The organism is Burkholderia sp. Bp8984 (assembly GCF_003853755.1).
Lineage (GTDB): Bacteria > Pseudomonadota > Gammaproteobacteria > Burkholderiales > Burkholderiaceae > Burkholderia.
The window spans coordinates 92,975-109,044 of record NZ_QTQN01000016.1 but is presented as its reverse complement, the minus strand read 5'-3'; the positions used below and the strand labels follow the sequence as shown (position 1 = coordinate 109,044).

The 16,070-nt window shown below is 70.1% G+C and carries 15 protein-coding genes; 11 read left to right on the top strand and 4 right to left on the bottom strand.

The window, feature by feature from the left end; genetic code table 11:
- Positions 1–3: 3 nt before the first annotated feature.
- The 5 genes from DID98_RS18110 (at position 4) to DID98_RS18090 (ending at position 4,172) form a co-directional block, all read left to right on the top strand.
- Entirely contained in the window at positions 4–1,197 is a 1,194-nt protein-coding gene (locus tag DID98_RS18110; RefSeq protein WP_124571142.1) for an acyl-CoA dehydrogenase family protein, read from the top strand.
- A 53-nt stretch (positions 1,198–1,250) separates the two neighbouring features.
- Entirely contained in the window at positions 1,251–1,628 is a 378-nt protein-coding gene (locus DID98_RS18105) for a hypothetical protein (protein ID WP_011356094.1), read from the top strand.
- A 116-nt stretch (positions 1,629–1,744) separates the two neighbouring features.
- Positions 1,745–2,215: a nuclear transport factor 2 family protein gene (locus tag DID98_RS18100; protein WP_124571162.1), complete on the top strand. Its 471-nt coding sequence runs from the start codon at positions 1,745–1,747 to the stop codon at positions 2,213–2,215.
- Positions 2,216–2,247: 32 nt separating this feature from the next.
- Positions 2,248–3,372, top strand: a complete 1,125-nt coding sequence (locus DID98_RS18095) for an amidase (RefSeq protein ID WP_124571141.1) — start codon at positions 2,248–2,250, stop codon at positions 3,370–3,372.
- A gap of 56 nt (positions 3,373–3,428) precedes the next feature.
- Positions 3,429–4,172, top strand: a complete 744-nt coding sequence (locus tag DID98_RS18090; RefSeq protein WP_124522008.1) for an SDR family NAD(P)-dependent oxidoreductase — start codon at positions 3,429–3,431, stop codon at positions 4,170–4,172.
- A 34-nt stretch (positions 4,173–4,206) separates the two neighbouring features.
- On the opposite strand, the gene DID98_RS18085 is transcribed toward DID98_RS18090, so the two are convergent.
- A complete protein-coding gene (locus tag DID98_RS18085; RefSeq protein WP_044845365.1) occupies positions 4,207–4,839 on the bottom strand; it encodes a response regulator transcription factor in 633 nt (210 codons plus the stop codon).
- A 332-nt stretch (positions 4,840–5,171) separates the two neighbouring features.
- Here DID98_RS18085 and hpaC point away from each other — a divergent pair, with 332 nt between their 5' ends.
- Positions 5,172–5,717, top strand: a complete 546-nt coding sequence (gene hpaC / locus DID98_RS18080; protein ID WP_124520373.1) for a 4-hydroxyphenylacetate 3-monooxygenase, reductase component — start codon at positions 5,172–5,174, stop codon at positions 5,715–5,717.
- 61 nt (positions 5,718–5,778) lie between these two features.
- Here hpaC and DID98_RS18075 read toward each other — a convergent pair whose 3' ends face one another.
- Positions 5,779–7,029: a YbfB/YjiJ family MFS transporter gene (locus DID98_RS18075; RefSeq protein ID WP_124571140.1), complete on the bottom strand. Its 1,251-nt coding sequence runs from the start codon at positions 7,027–7,029 to the stop codon at positions 5,779–5,781.
- Between the two features lie 471 nt (positions 7,030–7,500).
- On the opposite strand from DID98_RS18075, the gene DID98_RS36310 reads away from it, so the two are divergent.
- Both DID98_RS36310 and DID98_RS18070 read left to right on the top strand, forming a co-directional pair.
- Positions 7,501–7,623, top strand: a complete 123-nt coding sequence (locus DID98_RS36310) for a hypothetical protein (protein WP_006752127.1) — start codon at positions 7,501–7,503, stop codon at positions 7,621–7,623.
- 58 nt (positions 7,624–7,681) lie between these two features.
- A complete protein-coding gene (locus tag DID98_RS18070) occupies positions 7,682–8,635 on the top strand; it encodes a leucyl aminopeptidase (protein ID WP_124487674.1) in 954 nt (317 codons plus the stop codon).
- Positions 8,636–8,643: 8 nt separating this feature from the next.
- On the opposite strand, the gene DID98_RS18065 is transcribed toward DID98_RS18070, so the two are convergent.
- Positions 8,644–9,153, bottom strand: coding sequence for a GNAT family N-acetyltransferase (locus DID98_RS18065; protein ID WP_044845369.1), 510 nt, complete (start codon positions 9,151–9,153; stop codon positions 8,644–8,646).
- A gap of 52 nt (positions 9,154–9,205) precedes the next feature.
- Positions 9,206–10,249 carry an AraC family transcriptional regulator gene (locus tag DID98_RS18060; RefSeq protein ID WP_124520376.1) on the bottom strand — a complete coding sequence of 348 codons (1,044 nt, stop codon included), beginning with the start codon at positions 10,247–10,249 and terminating at the stop codon, positions 9,206–9,208.
- A gap of 143 nt (positions 10,250–10,392) precedes the next feature.
- Between DID98_RS18060 and DID98_RS18055 the strand changes: the two genes are divergently transcribed.
- Genes DID98_RS18055 through DID98_RS18045 form a run of 3 tightly spaced genes read left to right on the top strand, consistent with a single transcriptional unit; the run spans position 10,393 to position 16,032 of the window.
- On the top strand, positions 10,393–11,814 hold the full coding sequence (locus DID98_RS18055; protein ID WP_124487676.1) for a coniferyl aldehyde dehydrogenase: 1,422 nt from the start codon (positions 10,393–10,395) through the stop codon (positions 11,812–11,814).
- Positions 11,815–11,840: 26 nt separating this feature from the next.
- Positions 11,841–13,568: a GMC family oxidoreductase gene (locus tag DID98_RS18050; RefSeq protein WP_124520377.1), complete on the top strand. Its 1,728-nt coding sequence runs from the start codon at positions 11,841–11,843 to the stop codon at positions 13,566–13,568.
- Positions 13,555–16,032 carry an alpha/beta hydrolase fold domain-containing protein gene (locus tag DID98_RS18045; protein WP_124487678.1) on the top strand — a complete coding sequence of 826 codons (2,478 nt, stop codon included), beginning with the start codon at positions 13,555–13,557 and terminating at the stop codon, positions 16,030–16,032. The genes DID98_RS18050 and DID98_RS18045 overlap by 14 nt, the downstream gene beginning before the upstream one ends.
- Positions 16,033–16,070: the final 38 nt, after the last annotated feature.

The following is a 16,070-nucleotide window of genomic DNA, read 5'->3' as shown; positions in this document are numbered from 1 at the left end:
CTCATGCCCAACGCCGCCCTCGCCATCGACGCCGCGTCCCCCTCGCCGCATGCGGTCCGCGAAGCGGCCGCGCGGGTGTCGCCGCTCGACGCGGTGATCGAGACCGTCGCCGCGCGCCGCGACGAATTCGACCGCCTGTCACACGTGCCGCGCGACGTGATCGCGCTGTTCAAGGAGGCCGGCATCTATCGCGCGGGCACGCCGCGCCGCTTCGGCGGCGATGCGCTCGCGCCCACCGCGTTCCTCGACATGATCGAGCGGATCGCGACCGCCGACGGGTCGGCCGCGTGGGTCGCGAGCTTCGGCTCGGCCAACGTCTATCTCGCCGCGCTGCCGCTCGCCACGCAGGCCGAGCTGTACGCGGGCGGCCCCGACCAGGTATTCGCGGGCGGGCTGTTCCCGGTCCAGCCGGCGCAGGCGGCACCCGGCGGCTGGCGCGTGAACGGCACGTGGAAATTCGCGAGCGGCTGCAAGGGCGCCGACTGGCTCGGCGTCGGCATCGCGGTGCCCGGCGCGCAGGACGCCGCGCCGAACAAGCCGCGCACGGCCGTGTTCCGTGCCGCCGACGTCGAGATCGTCGAGAACTGGAGCGTGGTCGGCATGCAGGGCACCGGCAGCCACGACCTGCGCGTGGACGACCGCTTCGTGCCCGAGGCGTGGACCTTCGTGCGCGGCGGCGAGCCGACCGTCGACGAGCCGCTGTACCGCTATCCGACCGTCGCGTATGCGGCGCAGGTGCTCGCCGTGGTCAACCTCGGGCTGGCCCGCGCGGCGCTCGACGTCGCGAACCGGATGTCGGGCGGCCGCCAGACGACCACCGGCGCCCCGCGCCTCGCCGATCGCGCGTATTTCCGCATCGAGCTCGCGAAGGCAGAAGCGCAGCTGCGCTCGGCGCGCGCGTTCTTCTACGACGCGACCGACTCGGTCTGGCAGTCGATCCTGGCCGGCAACCCGGTCACGCCCGAGCAGGTCAGCCTGCTGCGGCTCGCGGCCACGCATATCGCCCGCGAAGGCGCGAGCGTCGTCGAGCGCGCGTACCGCCTCGGCGGCACGGCCGCGATCTATCGCACGCATCCGCTGCAGCGCCTGCTGCGCGACGCGATGGTCGTCACGCAGCACGCGTTTCTCGGCGAAGGCAACTTCGACGGCGCGGGTGCGGTGTTCACCGGCGTCACGCCGTTTCCCGGCTATCTGTAATCCGCGTCGATTCGCTTCGACGCCGCACAACGCATTGTTCAGGAGAACCTTTCATGTCCGATTCGAATCCGCTGCCGCTGCGCGTGCTGTTCTGCTGCGGCGTGTCGCAAAACTTCTTCGACCTGCCGCGCGAGAAGATCGGCGAAGTGTGGCAAGCGTACGGCGCGATGCTCGCCGCCGTCGAGGCGATGCCCGGCGTGCGCGTGCTCGGCGTGATGGATGACGATCGCCTCGTCGTCGGCCAGGCCGACGGCGCGCCGTGGACGTTCTACATCATGGCCGACGTCGCCGACTTCGACACGACGGTCGCGGTATGCAACCTGTATCGCACGACGCCCGTCGGCGAATACAACCTGTGGCGCTACGGCAAGATCGAGGCGCGGGTCGGCCGTGCGCTGACCGTGCCGCCGGCCGCGAAGCCCGCGGCGTGAGGCGCGCGATGACCGGACCCGATTCGACGCGCGCGCTCGAAGCGCCCGACGCAAGCGAAGCGCCCGACGCACGCGAAGCCGTCAAAGCGCTCGACGCGCTCGCGCGGCGCGTGGCGATGCTCGACGCCGAACGCGCGGTGCGCGCGACGATCACGCGCTACATGGCGCTGTGCGACGTGCCGGAGGATGCCGGCGACGGGCCGGCGCTCGCCGCGCTATTCACGGCCGACGCGGTGTGGGAAGGCATCGGCCCGCAGTACGCGCGCAAGTTCGGCCGCCTCGAAGGCACGGACGCGATCGTCGCGATGCTGCGCCGCTACCTGCCGCCCGAACCACATTTCTCGGCGAACCTGCACTTCCTGACGTCGGAGTCGATCGACGTCGGCGCCGATCATGCAAGCGCGCGCGGCCGCTGGATCATGCTGCAGGCGTCGCGCTACGCCGACGGCACGGCCGAGCTGATCGCCGCGCGGCTGACCATCGATTTCGCGCCGGCCGCCGACGGCGCGACCTGGCTGATCCGCCATTTCCGCACCGAGCGCGTGCTCGACGGCCCGTGGCCGCTCGCCGCCGCGCCGCTCGCCTGACCCCCTTCACCGCAACTCGCACGCCATCGACCATGACAGGCTTCATCGACACCTTCACGCTGGGCGGCCCGGGCCCGACGATCGCAATCAAGGACACGATCGACATCGCCGGCCATCCGACCCGCGCGGGCAGCCGCGCGCTTGCCGACGCAGCGCCCGCCGCGCAGCACGCGGACGTGGTCCGCCTGCTGCTCGACGCCGGCTGGCAGATCGCCGGCAAGGCGAACATGCACGAGCTCGCGTTCGGCATGACCGGCATCAACGACTACACGGGCACGCCGGTCAATCCGCAGGATCCGAGGCGCATCCCGGGCGGCTCGTCGAGCGGGTCGGCATCGCTCGTCGGGCTCGGCGCCGTCGACGCCGCGCTCGGCACCGACACCGGCGGCTCGATCCGCGGGCCGGCCGCCTGCTGCGGCGTGGCCGGGCTCAAGCCGACGTTCGGCCGCGTGTCGCGACGCGGCGTCGCGCCGGACGTCACCACGCTCGACTGTGTCGGGCCGTTCGCGCGCGACATCCGCACGCTCGCGGCCGTGATGGCCGCCATCGCGCCGGACTTCGACCGGGCGCTCGCGGCAGCACCCGTTGCCGGCTGCACGATCGCACGCGTGATCGTCGAAGCCGAGCCGGCCATCGCGGCCGCGCTCGACGCGGCGATTGGCGCGTCGGGCCTGCGTACGCACGACGTCGTGCTCGATGCGATGCAGGATGCGTTCGCCGCGGGGCTTGCCGTCATCAACGCGGAAACGTCGCGTGCATTCGGTCATCTCGTCGAAACCGGCAAGCTCGGCGCGGATCTCGATGCGCGGCTGCGCTCGGCCGCGACGACGACACCGGCCGCGCTCGCGCAAGCCGAAGCCGTGCGCGCACGCTTCACGGCGCAGGTCGATGCCGCGCTCGAGCGCGCGGAGGTGCTGGTGCTGCCGACCTTGCCCGCGCTGCCGATCACGCTTCGGCAGGCACGCGACGGCGTATCGGTCATTGCGATGTCGTCGCTGATCCGGCCGTTCAACCTGAGCGGCCATCCGGCGCTCAGCCTGCCGCTGCCGCTCGCGGGAACGCCGCTGAAGGCCGGGCTGCAGATCGTCGGACGCAAGGGCGCGGACGAACACGTGTGCGCGGTCGCCGCGCACTTCGAAGCGGCGCTCGCCGCATGAACCACGATGCGGGCGCGGCTGTGGCCACGATCCGCGAACCAACGGAATCACGCACCATGTCAGACCGAGTCGTCCTCGTCACCGGCGCCGCGCGCGGGCTTGGCACCGTCATCGCCGAACGCTTTCATGCGGCCGGCTATCGCGTCGCGCTGGCCGACATCGCCGTCGACGCCATTCACGCGCATGCGCGCGACCTCGACGCGAGCGGCGCACGCGCAGTCGCGCTGCCGCTCGACGTCACGTCGAAACGCGATTTCGAAGCCGCGCGCGATGCGCTCGTCGCGCGCTGGGGCGCGATCGACGTGCTCGTCAACAATGCCGGCGCATCGAAGGTCGTGCCCGCGATGGAGATCACGGCCGAGCAGTTCGACCAGGTGATCGACGTGAACCTGCGCAGCGTGCTGTTCGGCTGCCAGGTGTTCGGCCAGTACTTCGCGACGCGCGGCGCGGGCCGCATCGTCAACATCGCGTCGCTCGCCGGGCAGAACGGCGGCTCGGCGACGGGCGCGCACTACGCGGCCGCGAAAGGCGGCACGCTGACGCTGACCAAGGTGTTCGCGCGCGACCTTGCCGCGCAGGGCGTGACCGTCAACGCGATCTCGCCGGGGCCGCTCGACCTGCCGATCGTGTACGAGAGCGTCGCGCCGGACAAGCTGCGGCAGGTGCTCGCGAGCCTGCCGGGCGGCAAGCTCGGGTCGGCCGGCTTCGTCGCCGATGCGGCCATGCTGCTCGCGTCGGGCGACGCGCATTTCGCGAACGGCGCGTGCTGGGACATCAACGGCGGGTTGTACATGCGTTGAGCGGCGGCATGCGTCGAGCGTGCGGTGCAATCTGCTAGCGCGACGACTCCCCGTCGTCGCCCCACACGACCATCACGTCGCGCACCAGCGCGGCGATCGACGTCGCGCCGAGCTTCTCCTTGATGCTCGCGCGATGTACGTCGACGGTCTTCACGCTGATCGACAGGTCCGACGCGATCTGCTTGCTGCCCTTGCCGTCGACGACACCGCGCAGCACCTCCTTCTCGCGCGCGGTCAGCGCATCGAGCCGCTGGCGCAGCTCGCGGTGACGCTGGCCGACCGCGTGCCGCTGCTGCGCGAGCCGCAGCGCGCGTTGCACGCGCTCGAGCATCTGCTGCGAGTTGTACGGCTTCTCGACGAAGTCGATCGCGCCGTTCTGCAGCGCGCGCACCGACATCGGAATGTCGCCGTGTCCGCTGACGAAGATCACCGGCAGCGTCGCGCCGCGCGCGTTCAGTTCCGCCTGCACGTCGAATCCGCTTTTCTCCGGCATTCGCACGTCGAGCACCAGGCACGCGGGCAGGTTCACGTCGAAGCGCGCGAGAAAATCGGCGGCATTCGCGAATCCCTCGGACGCGATGCCGACCGATTCGAGCAACCACGCGAGCGAGGTCCGCATGCCGCTGTCGTCGTCGACGATGTATACGATCGGAGCGGGTGACGTCATCGGGTTGTCTCGCAAGATATCGGTATCGGTATCGCACGCGCCGCGGGTGAGGCAAGCGTCGTTCGTCGGGGGTGTGCGGCACATCATAACGAGCCGGAAATGCGCTGAATACCCCTTTACGTACCGCTCGAACGCCCGATCGCACTTTTTTCGCACGTCGTGCCGCGCATCTAGGTAGAACCTTTAGATGCGCTGGCGGGAACGCCATCTTCATCGTCAATCGTGCGAATGTTCGCCGGCTTTTTCGCGACGTACGCTTGGTTCATCGTCGACGATCCGCTGCCGCATCGACAACGCGCACGATCGCCGCCCTCATTCACCCAGGAGCACCCATGTCCGCAACGACCGATACCCCGCAACCGGCACGCGCCGCCCCCACCGACGCGCAACAGGCCTTCCGGCAGGCAATGGCCCACCTCGGCGCGGCCGTCAACGTGATCACCACCGCGGGGCCGCACGGCCGCTGCGGCATCACCGCGAGCGCCGTCTGCTCCGTCACCGACGCGCCGCCGACGCTGCTCGTGTGCCTGAACCGGTCGAGCGCGATGCATGCGATCTTCGAGCGCAATCGTCAGGTCTGCATCAACGTGCTGCCGGCCGAGCACGAACTGCTCGCGCGCCATTTCGCGGGAATGACCGAGCTGCCGATGGAACGCCGCTTCGAATTGCCGGTGTGGGATCGCGGCGAGCAGGATGTCCCCGTGCTGCGCGATGCGCTCGCGAGCCTGCAGGGCAGGATCGCCGAGATGAAGGAAGTCGGCTCGCATTCGGTGATGTTCATCGAGGCGACGTCGATTCGCGTGCGCAACGACGGCGACAGCCTCATCTACTTCAGCCGCGCGTTTCATCGCGTGTCGCGCACGGCCTGCGTGCGGTAACGGGAACGGTAACGGTCGCGCTCACGTTGTCGCGCTCGCCGGTCGTTGCAGGCCCGATCGGCTACGCCGACGCCCTTAATGCACGCTGTCCGGCCGCGAGGGCCGCGCCCGCGAACAGCGTCAGCGCCGAATAGACGAGCCCGCGCGCAAGCCCCGCGCTGTCGGACACCCAGCCGATCGCGACCGGCCCGGCGATCTGCCCGAACGCGAAGATCGTCGTGAACGCGCTGATGCCCTTCGCCCAGCCTTCCGGCGGCAGGTTGTGGCGCACGAACGCGGTCGTCGACGCGACCGCCGACAGGAACGTCGCGCCGAACAGCACGCCCGACGCGAACGCGGCCGCCGGATGCACGAACAGCGCCGGCATCAGCGTCGCCACGCCGAGCAATGCGTTGAGCACGGCCAGCGCCTGGCCGCCACGCATCCGGTCGAGCAGCCCCGACCACAGCCGCGCCGACACGACGGTCGCGACGCCGAGCATCACGTAGAACGCGGACACGACCGTCCCGCTCATTCCCGCACCGCGCAGCAGCGCGACGATGAACGTCATGTAGCCGATGTAGCCGACGCCGAACAGGCCGTAGCCGGCGAGCGCGAGTGCGAAGCGCGCAGGGCTCGCGGTCGCCGCCGGCACGGCACCGTCACGCCGCGCGGCCGGTGCCGCGTGCGCATGCTCGATGCGACGCGCCGCCGACACGGCGATCGCCGAGCACAGCACGCATGCGAACGCGAGCGCGAACCATGCCGGTTGCCAGCCGTGCGCGCGCTGCACGAGCGTGGCGGGCACGAGCAGCGACGACGCGACGATGCCCCACCCCGTGCCGCCGTAATAGAGCCCGAGCAGCAGCCCCGCGTCGCGCGGCGCGGCGGACGCGAGCCGCGCGGCCAGCACGCCGCCGCTGATGAAGATCAGCGCGCTGCCGACGCCGGTCGCGAGCCGCTCGACGAGCAGCGCGTTCATGCCGGACGTGAGCCCGCATGCGGCCATCAGCACCGCGGTCAGCGCGCAGCCGGCCGCCAGCAGCGTGCCGGTGCGCCAGCGGCGGGACAGCAACGGAAAGACGAGCGCACCGATCAGGTAGCCGGCCGCGTTGGCCGTGTTCAAGGCGCCTGCCTGCGCGAAGGTCCAGCCGAGATCGGCCTTCATCGGCGGCAGCAGCAGTGCGTACGAGAAGCGCGCGAGACCGAGCGCGATCGCGCTGCCGAGCGACAGGCAGATCGCGAGCCGCCACGCGGTCATGCGGTCGGGTTCGGTGGCGCCGGCGTCCTGTCGTGCTGGCCCGGCGTGCTCCGGTTGCGGCGCTGCGCGCATCGCGGTGTCTCCATCGTGGTTCGCATCGTGCCGCCGGGACGGCGGCAGGCGCGCGGCTGCGGCCCGCGCGCGAGGTCGTCAGATGGTGCCAGAAAACCGCTGAAGCCGGTTCGCGTCCACGATAACCGCGCGCATTGTTCGTGAATGGCGGAAATCGAAACGATCGACGCGATTGAACCCGCGATTCAAAAAATCGCTTGAATGAATCAATCAATCGATTGCGGCCCCGATATTCGAAAAAAATCCTCGGGTTTTGCGATTGGATTCATACGCCTTCACCGCGCGAAATGCAGCGAACCCGCATGTTTAGCACGCCGCGGCTAAAAACCTCGCCACGCATTGCATTCACCAAATCATCAGACTAATATCGACGCCACTCGTCCGGTATTCAAAAAACATCGGATGAGCCGCGGTAATCCCGTTACCGCGCTTTCATGTTGAATCGCTCATGTTCACCACAGGAGAATTGACATGCAGGAAACCCGGCAGATCGAATTGCTTGACTGGATGCAGGAAGACACGCACCCCGAGGCCGTCGACATGATGGTCGAGGATGCCGTGGTGCCGTTCGGCACCGCGCTCTGGCCGGTCTGAGCGGCCAGCCCGTTCCCGCGGAAGGGCCGCGGCCCTTCCGCCGCCTCCGGAGACACGCATGCTGAACCTGCACCGTGCGCTGGGGTATCACCCGGCGCTGCGCGACAAGCTCGCACGCGGCGAGACGGGCAAACTGCTGGTCGGCTACGACAGCCGCAACCGCGACACCGCGTTGCGTGCGTTTTCCGCCCTGCCCGACTCGCTCGACGCGACGATCCTCTGCCTCGACACCACCCCGCCCGCCGACATCGCCGCCGCGCTCACGCATGCGGACCTGTTCGTGCTGCTGTACGACTCGTCGTGCCTGCCGACGCCGTCGCCGAGCGGCCCGCCGTTCCTGGCCGCGATCCGTCCCGCGATCGTCAGGCACTGGAGCAAGTCGGTGCTCTTCAAGGATTACGGCCCGCATCTCGACGAGGCGTTCGCCGAATCGCTCGACGACATCGCCGCGCGCAACGGCCGGCTGATCGAAGCGGCCGCGCGCGCATCGCAGATCCATTTCATCGACGAAGCCGGCAACACGCTGACCGGCTCGCTTGCGCCGGACCAGAAATGGACGAGCGTGGACGGGATGGGCAATCTCGACGTCGTGCCCGGCGAGATCGCGACGCACGTCACCGACCTGCACGGCTCGATCGTGTTCAGCGGCACGTTCCTCGGCACCGTGCCGTTCGCTATCAAGTACCGCGTGACGGAGCGGCTCGCGACGCTGCATGTCGAAGACAGCCTGATCGTCGATTTCGACAGCGACGACGCGGGCTTCCGGCGCGACTTCGCGTCGTACCTCGACCGGCACGACAATCACCGGCGCATCGAGGAATTCGGCATCGGCACGAACCTGGGCATCCGCGGGCTATACGGCCGCAACGCCGGCTTCGAGGAACGCCATCCGGGCCTGCATCTCGGCCTCGGCGGCGGCGCGAACGGCAGCCACCACCTCGACCTGATCTTCGCGCGCGGCACGCTCGCGTTCGACGAGCGGATCGTGTTCGACGGCGCGTTCGCCGTCTGACCTTGGCATCAGGCGTCGGCGGCCGCCGCGTCGCCGAGCCACTTGAACATCACGAAGCAGTCGACGAAGCCGAGCCGCGCGTGACGATACGCGCGCGGCAGGCGGCCGACGATCTCGAAGCCGAGCTTCTGCCACAGCGCGACCGCCACCTCGTTCGTCGCGACCACCGAATTGAACTGCATCGCGAGGAAGCCGCGTTCGCGCGCCACCTGCTGCGAGTGCTCGCACATCAGGCGCGCGACGCCCTTGCCGCGCGCGGCCTCACTGACCATGTACCCGCAGTTGCACACGTGATTGCCGGGGCCGGCCGCGTTCGCCTTTAGGAAGTACGAGCCGAGCAGCACGCCATCCTCTTCGGCAACCCACGTGCAAAGCGGCGCATCGAGCCACAGCGCGCGGGCGGCTTCACGCGTGGGCGCCGGATCGAATGCGTAGGTCTCCTGCGCGGCGACGATCGCGTGGTACGTGGGCCAGAAGCGGGGGAAGTCGTCTTCGGTCATCGGGCGAAGCGTGATCATGCGGGTCCTCTCGTGAAGGGGTTGGGGAATGCGCGCGTGGCGCGACACTGCGTCAGGGCGAGCCGCCGTCGCGCAGCAGGCCGCTGCGATACGTGCCGGGCGGCACACCATACCAGCGCTTGAACGCCTGCGAGAAACTCGACAGGTCGCTGAAGCCGAGCCGCTCGGCCACTTCGGTTAGCGACAGGTGCGCATCGCCGAGCAGCGTCTCGGCCATCGCGCCGCGCGCCTGCGCGAGCAACACCCTGAACGTCGTGCCTTCTTCCTGCAGCCGGCGCTTCAGCGTGCGCGGGCTCGTGTTCATCAGCCGCGCCATGTCCTCGAGCGAGAACGGCACGTTGCCGGGCGTCGCCGTCAGATATTGCCGCACCATCTCCGACGTGCCGAGCCGCGCGCGCCGCGTTTCGACCAGCTGGCTGCACATCTGCTCGCACATCGAGACCGTCAGCGGGTTCGCATGCGGCAGCGGCCGGTCGAGAAACGCACGGTCGAATGCGAGGCTGTTCGCGCGGGCGCCGAACGCAGGTTCGACGCCCGCGATGCGCGCTGCGGGTGCGAACGCGGCTGCGCTCGCCGCGCTCGCGGCCTGCATCGTGAAGCGCGACAACGCGAAATCGCCGCCGCCGATTTCCTGCAGCAGCACGGCCGCAGCCGCCATGTCGCGTTCGACGAGGAACCGGCTCAGGTCGGCATCAAGCTCCGGCGCGCCGAAATTGAGCACGCCCGTCTGCAGTTCCTCGCGGTACGTGATCACCGTGAACGCATACGTGAGCGGCAGGAAGCGCATCGCGAGCGCCAGCGCGTCGCGCGCGGTCGCGCTCGCGATCAGCCCGTAGCCCCACACGCCGTACGCGGAGAAGTGATAGCGCTGCCCGACTTCGAACCCGAGGCCCGGCGCGCGCCCGAGCGCGCGCAGCAGGTTGCCGGTCAGCCGCAGTTCCTGCGCGGCCGTCACCTCGACGTTCGGATCGTCGAGCTGCGCGTCCGCGAGCCCTGTACCGGCCAGCAACTTCGCGCGCGGCACGCCGCGTTCGTCGCCGAAATCGACCAGCAGCCGCGCGCTGGCCGGACTCCGGGTGAAGTCCCAGAAGCTCATGCGGAGAAACCCTCGAAGCGCCGATTTGGCCCAAATACTAAAACAATTGTCCCGAAGCAGCATTGGTGTTTTCCCATGCGGCCCGCACCATCGGCGTCATCAGTCGTCGCCCGAACGACGTCAACGCCCCCGGAGGAGACACCATGCGACCGAGTCGCCCACCCGACCTCGCCGCCCGCTTCGAACACCAGCGCGAGGCATGTGCCCGCGATCCCGCCCCGCCGCTCGCGATCCGCCTGTCGCGGCTCGATCGCCTGTGCGCGCTGCTCGATACGCACGAAGCCGCGCTCGTGCGTGCGATCGACGCCGATTTCGGCGGACGCTCCGCGCACGAAACGCGGCTCGCCGAACTATTCGTGGTTCGAAGCGGCCTGCGCCATGCACGCGCGCATCTGCGGCACTGGATGCGCGAACGCCGCGTGCCGACCGCCGCGCACTTCCGGCCCGGCTACAACCGGATCGCGCCGCAACCGCGCGGCGTCGTCGGCGTGATGGCCCCGTGGAACTATCCGCTGCAACTCGCGATCGGGCCCGCGGTTGCGGCGCTCGCTGCCGGCAACCGCGTGCTGGTCAAGCCGTCGGAACTGACACCGCAGCTGTCGGCGCTGCTCGAGACGCTCGTCGCCGACGCGTTCGATGCCGACGAGCTGCGGGTCGTCACCGGCGACGTCGACACGGCGAAGGCGTTCGCGCGCTTGCCGTTCGATCATCTGTTCTTCACCGGCTCGACCGCGGTCGGCCGCGACGTCGCGCAAGCTGCGGCCGCGAACCTCACGCCCGTCACGCTCGAGCTCGGCGGCAAGTCGCCGGCGATCCTCGATCCGTCGTGCGACGTCGCACACGCGGCCGGGCGCATCGCGTTCGGCAAGCTGCTCAATGCCGGCCAGACCTGCATCGCGCCCGACTATCTGCTGGTGCCGGCGGGCACCGCACCGATCGTTGCCGCGCGCCTGTCGGACGCGATCGCGCGCCGCTACCCGACCCTCCTCGCCAACCCCGACTACACGGCGATCATCGGCGCGCGCCACCGCGACCGTCTGGCGGCCCTGGTCGACGATGCGCGCGCAGGCGACGCACGCGTGCTCGAAGTCAATCCGGCCGGCGAACGCTTCCCCGCCGGCTCGCGCAAGTTCGCGCCGACGCTCGTGCTCGGCGCGCGCGACACGATGCGCGTAATGCGCGAGGAGATCTTTGGCCCCGTGCTGCCGATCGTCGAATACGCGGATCTCGACGAAGCGATCGAGCGCGTGAACCGCGGGCCGCGCCCGCTCGCGCTGTACTGGTTCGGCCGCGACGCCGCGCGCCGCGATCGCGTGCTGCGCGAAACGGTGTCGGGTGGCGTCACGGTAAACGACTGCCTGTGGCATCTCGCACAGGAACACCAGCCGTTCGGCGGCGTCGGCCCGAGCGGCATCGGTGCGTATCACGGCAAATGGGGCTTCGACACGTTCAGCCATCACAAGCCCGTGTTCCACCAGGCGCGTCGCAGCGGCACCGCGCTGTTCCACCCGCCGTACGGCAAAACCTTCGACCTGCTGCTGCGCGTGCTCACGCGCATCGCTTGACCCATCGACCATCGGGAGACGATTTCATGAGCAAGACTTTCGACTACATCGTCGTCGGCGGCGGATCGGGCGGCTGCGTCGTCGCGGGGCGCCTCACCGAGGACCCGGCCGTCACCGTCTGCGTGCTCGAGGCCGGTGGCCGCGGCGACAACGCGCTCGTCAACGTGCCGACCGGCGCGGTCGCGATGCTGCCGACCCGCATGAACAACTGGGCATTCGACACGGTGCCGCAGCCGGGGCTCGGCGGGCGCATCGGCTATCAGCCGCGCGGCAAGGCGCTCGGTGGCTCGTCCGCGATCAACGCGATGGTCTACGTTCGCGGCCATCGCGTCGATTACGACGGCTGGGCCGCGCTCGGCAACGAAGGCTGGTCCTACGACGACGTGCTGCCTTACTTCCGCCTGAGCGAGCACAACGAGCGCTTCGACGACGCCTTTCACGGCCGCGACGGCCCGCTGTGGGTCAGCGACCTGCGCACCGGCAACCCGTTCCATGCGCGCTACCTGGAAGCGGCGCGACAGGCCGGCCTGCCGCTCACCGACGACTTCAACGGCGCGCGGCAGGAAGGCGTCGGCCTCTATCAGGTCACGCAGAAGCACGGCGAGCGGTGGAGCGCGGCGCGCGCGTACCTGCTGCCGCACGTCGGCCGCCGCGACAACCTGACGGTCGAGACACACGCGCAGGTGCTGCGCATCCTGTTCGACGGCACGCGCGCGACGGGGGTCGAGGTACGGCAGCGCGGCGAGGTTCGCACGCTGCGCGCACGGCGCGAAGTCGTACTCGCGGCCGGCGCGTTGCAGACGCCGCAGTTGCTGATGCTGTCGGGCGTCGGTCCGGCCCGCGAACTGCAGGGGCTCGGCATCCCGGTGCGGGCCGACCTGCCCGGCGTCGGCCGCAACCTGCAGGATCATCCGGACTTCATCCTCGGCTACCGCGCGCGCAGCGTCGACACGATGGGCGTGTCCGCGCGCGGCGGGCTGCGCATGCTGCGCGAGTTCGCGCACTTTCGCCGCGAGCGGCGCGGGATGCTGACGTCGAATTTCGCGGAAGGCGGCGGCTTCCTCAAGACGCGAGCCGACCTCGATGCACCCGACATCCAGCTGCACTTCGTCGTCGCGCTCGTCGACGATCATGCGCGCCGGCTGCACGCCGGCCACGGACTGTCGTGCCACGTGTGCCTGCTGCGGCCGCGCAGCCGCGGCTCGGTCACGCTGCACAGCGCCGATCCGCTCGCCGCGCCGCGCATCGACCCCGCGTTCTTCGACGATCCGCGCGATCTCGACGACATGGTCGCCGGCTTCCGCATCACGCGCCGGCTGATGGAGGCGCCGGCACTCGCCGAATGGATCACGCGCGACCTGTTCACCGCGAACGTGACGACCGACGACGAGATCCGCGACGTGCTGCGCCGGCGCACCGACACCGTGTATCACCCGGTCGGCACGTGCCGGATGGGGCGCGACGCGTTCGCGGTCGTCGATCCGCAATTGCGCGTGCATGGCGTAGCGGGGCTGCGCATCGTCGATGCGTCGATCATGCCGACGCTGATCGGCGGCAATACCAACGCGCCGACGATCATGATCGCCGAGAAGGCCATCGACCTGATCCGCGGCGTGCGGCGTGTGCCGCTACACGCCGCGGCCGACACCGAACGCGAACCGGCCGCCGTGCCGGCACATCGTGACACTGTTCCCGCGTCGTGCGCGCCGCACGATGCGATCCTGCCCGAGGAAAACCGCCATGTCGTCGCCTGAAGCATCCCGTCCCGCCGCACCGGCCGCGCCGCTGTCGGCGATCATCATCGGCGCCGGCTTCGCCGGCATCGGCATGGCCGTCGCGCTGCAGCGCGCCGGCATTCACGACTTCGTGATCGTCGAGCGCTCGCACGACGTCGGCGGCGTGTGGCGCGACAACCGCTACCCGGGCGCCGCGTGCGACGTGCCGTCGCATCTGTACTCGTTCTCGTTCGAGCCCAACCCGGACTGGTCGCGCGTGTTCGCGCCGCAGCCTGAAATCCATGCGTACCTGCAGCATTGCGCGCGCAAGTACGGCCTCGCACGCTACCTGCGCTTCGGCGCGAACGTCGAACGCGCGCAGTATGACGAGGCCCGTGCGCTGTGGCACGTCACGCTCGCCGACGGCACGACGCTCAGCGCTGCCGTGCTCGTCAGCGGCACCGGCCAGTTGAGCCGCCCCGCGATGCCGGACCTGCCCGGCATCGACACGTTTCGCGGCCGCGCCTTCCACTCCGCGCACTGGGATCACGACTATCCGCTCGCGGGCAAGCGCGTGGCGGTGGTCGGCACCGGCGCGTCGGCGATCCAGTTCGTGCCCGCGATCGCCGGCGACGTCGAGCGCCTCGTCGTGTTCCAGCGCTCGCCGGCCTACGTGATGCCGCGTCCCGACCGCGCCTATCGTCCGTGGGAGCGGGCGCTGTTCCGCCGGCTGCCGTGGGCGATGAAGCTGCATCGCGCGTCGATCTACGTGCGCTACGAGTCGCGTGCGATTGCGTTCACGCGGCTGCACGGGCTGATGGACATCGCGGTCGGCCGGCCGTTCCGCAAGCTGCTCGCGCGCGACGTGCGCGACCCGGCGTTGCGCGAACGGCTCACGCCCGACTATCCGATCGGCTGCAAGCGGATCCTGCTGTCGAGCGACTACCTCGCCGCGATCGGCCGCGACAACGTCGCGCTCGTCACGCAGCGCATCCGGCGCGTGACCGAGACCGGCATCGAGACCGACGACGGCGTGCACCATCCGGTCGACGCGATCGTCTACGGCACCGGTTTCGCGGCGACCGCGTTCCTGTCGCCGATGCGCATCACCGGCCGCGACGGGCTCGACCTGAACGACGCCTGGCGGCGCGGCGCGCAAGCGTATCTCGGGCTCACCGTGCCGGGCTTCCCCAACTTCTTCATGCTGTATGGCCCGAACACCAACCTCGGCCACAACTCGATCGTCTACATGCTCGAAAGCCAGATCGCGCACGTGATGCGCTGCGTGCGCGCGATGCGGCGCGACGGCGCGTGCGCGATCGACGTCGATCCGCGCCGCTACCGGCGCTACAACACGCATGTGCAGCAGCGGCTCGAAGGCTCAGTGTGGAGCGGCTGCAAGAGCTGGTACGTCGACGCGTCGGGCCACAACAGTACGAACTGGCCCGGCTTCACGCTGACCTATCGATGGATCACGCGCTTCACGGGGCTGTCCGCGTATCGCTTCACGCAGCCGTTGCCCGGCACGGCGACACCCACATCAACCCCGACGACGACGCACGGTGCCGTCGTCGCGCCGCCCGCCGGCCGCGTGGAAGCACTCGCCGCGGCGTCGCTGCGCGGCTTTCTGCGCGTCGCGTTCCGGCCGCTGATCGGGCCGCCGTTCGGCGCGCGCATGCAGCGCCGCGTCGTCGCGCTGCTGTCGCCGCTGATGCCGGGCGCAGGCGACACGCTGCGCTACCGGACGTCCGCCGCCGGCGTGCCGGTCGAAGTGATCGCGCCGAAGCGCGGCGAGGCGGGCGGCGCGATCCTCTATCTGCACGGCGGCGCGTTCTGTCTCGGCGGCCCGCATACGCATCGCGGCGTGACGACGCGGCTCGCGACCGAAGCCGGCCTGCCGGTGTGGGTGCCCGACTACCGGCTCGCGCCCGAGCACCCGAGCCCGGCGGCGCTCGACGACGCGCTGGCCGCATACGATGCACTGCGCACGCAAGGCTACGCGCCGCACCGGATCGTGATTGCCGGCGATTCGGCCGGCGGCGCGCTCGCGCTGGCGCTCGCCATCGCGCTGCGCGAGCGCGGCGAACCCGCCGCGGCCGCGCTGCTGCTGATCTCGCCCGTGACCGACCCGACGCTCGGCGGCGACACGCTCGCATCGCGCCGCCACGACGATCCGATGATCCGTCGCGGCTGGCTCGAACAAGGGCTGCGCTGGTATCACGGCGCGGGCTCGGCTGCAGCGCCCGGCCCGCTCGACACCGACCTGCGTGGACTGCCGCCGATGCTGGTGCAGGCTGGCGACCAGGAAGTGCTGCTGTCGGACGCGCAGCGACTCGCGTCGCATGCGCTCGCCTGCGGCGTGCCGTGCCGGCTGGAGATTCATGCCGCGCGCTGGCATGTGTTTCATCTGCAGGCGTTCTATCTGCGCTCGGGGCGGGACGCGTTGCGGACGCTGGCGGGATTTGCCGCGCGGCGGGTGGCGGCGACGGCGGTCGCGACGTGACGATCCGGTGATGCCGGCGATCGAGGCTGCGGAGCGCG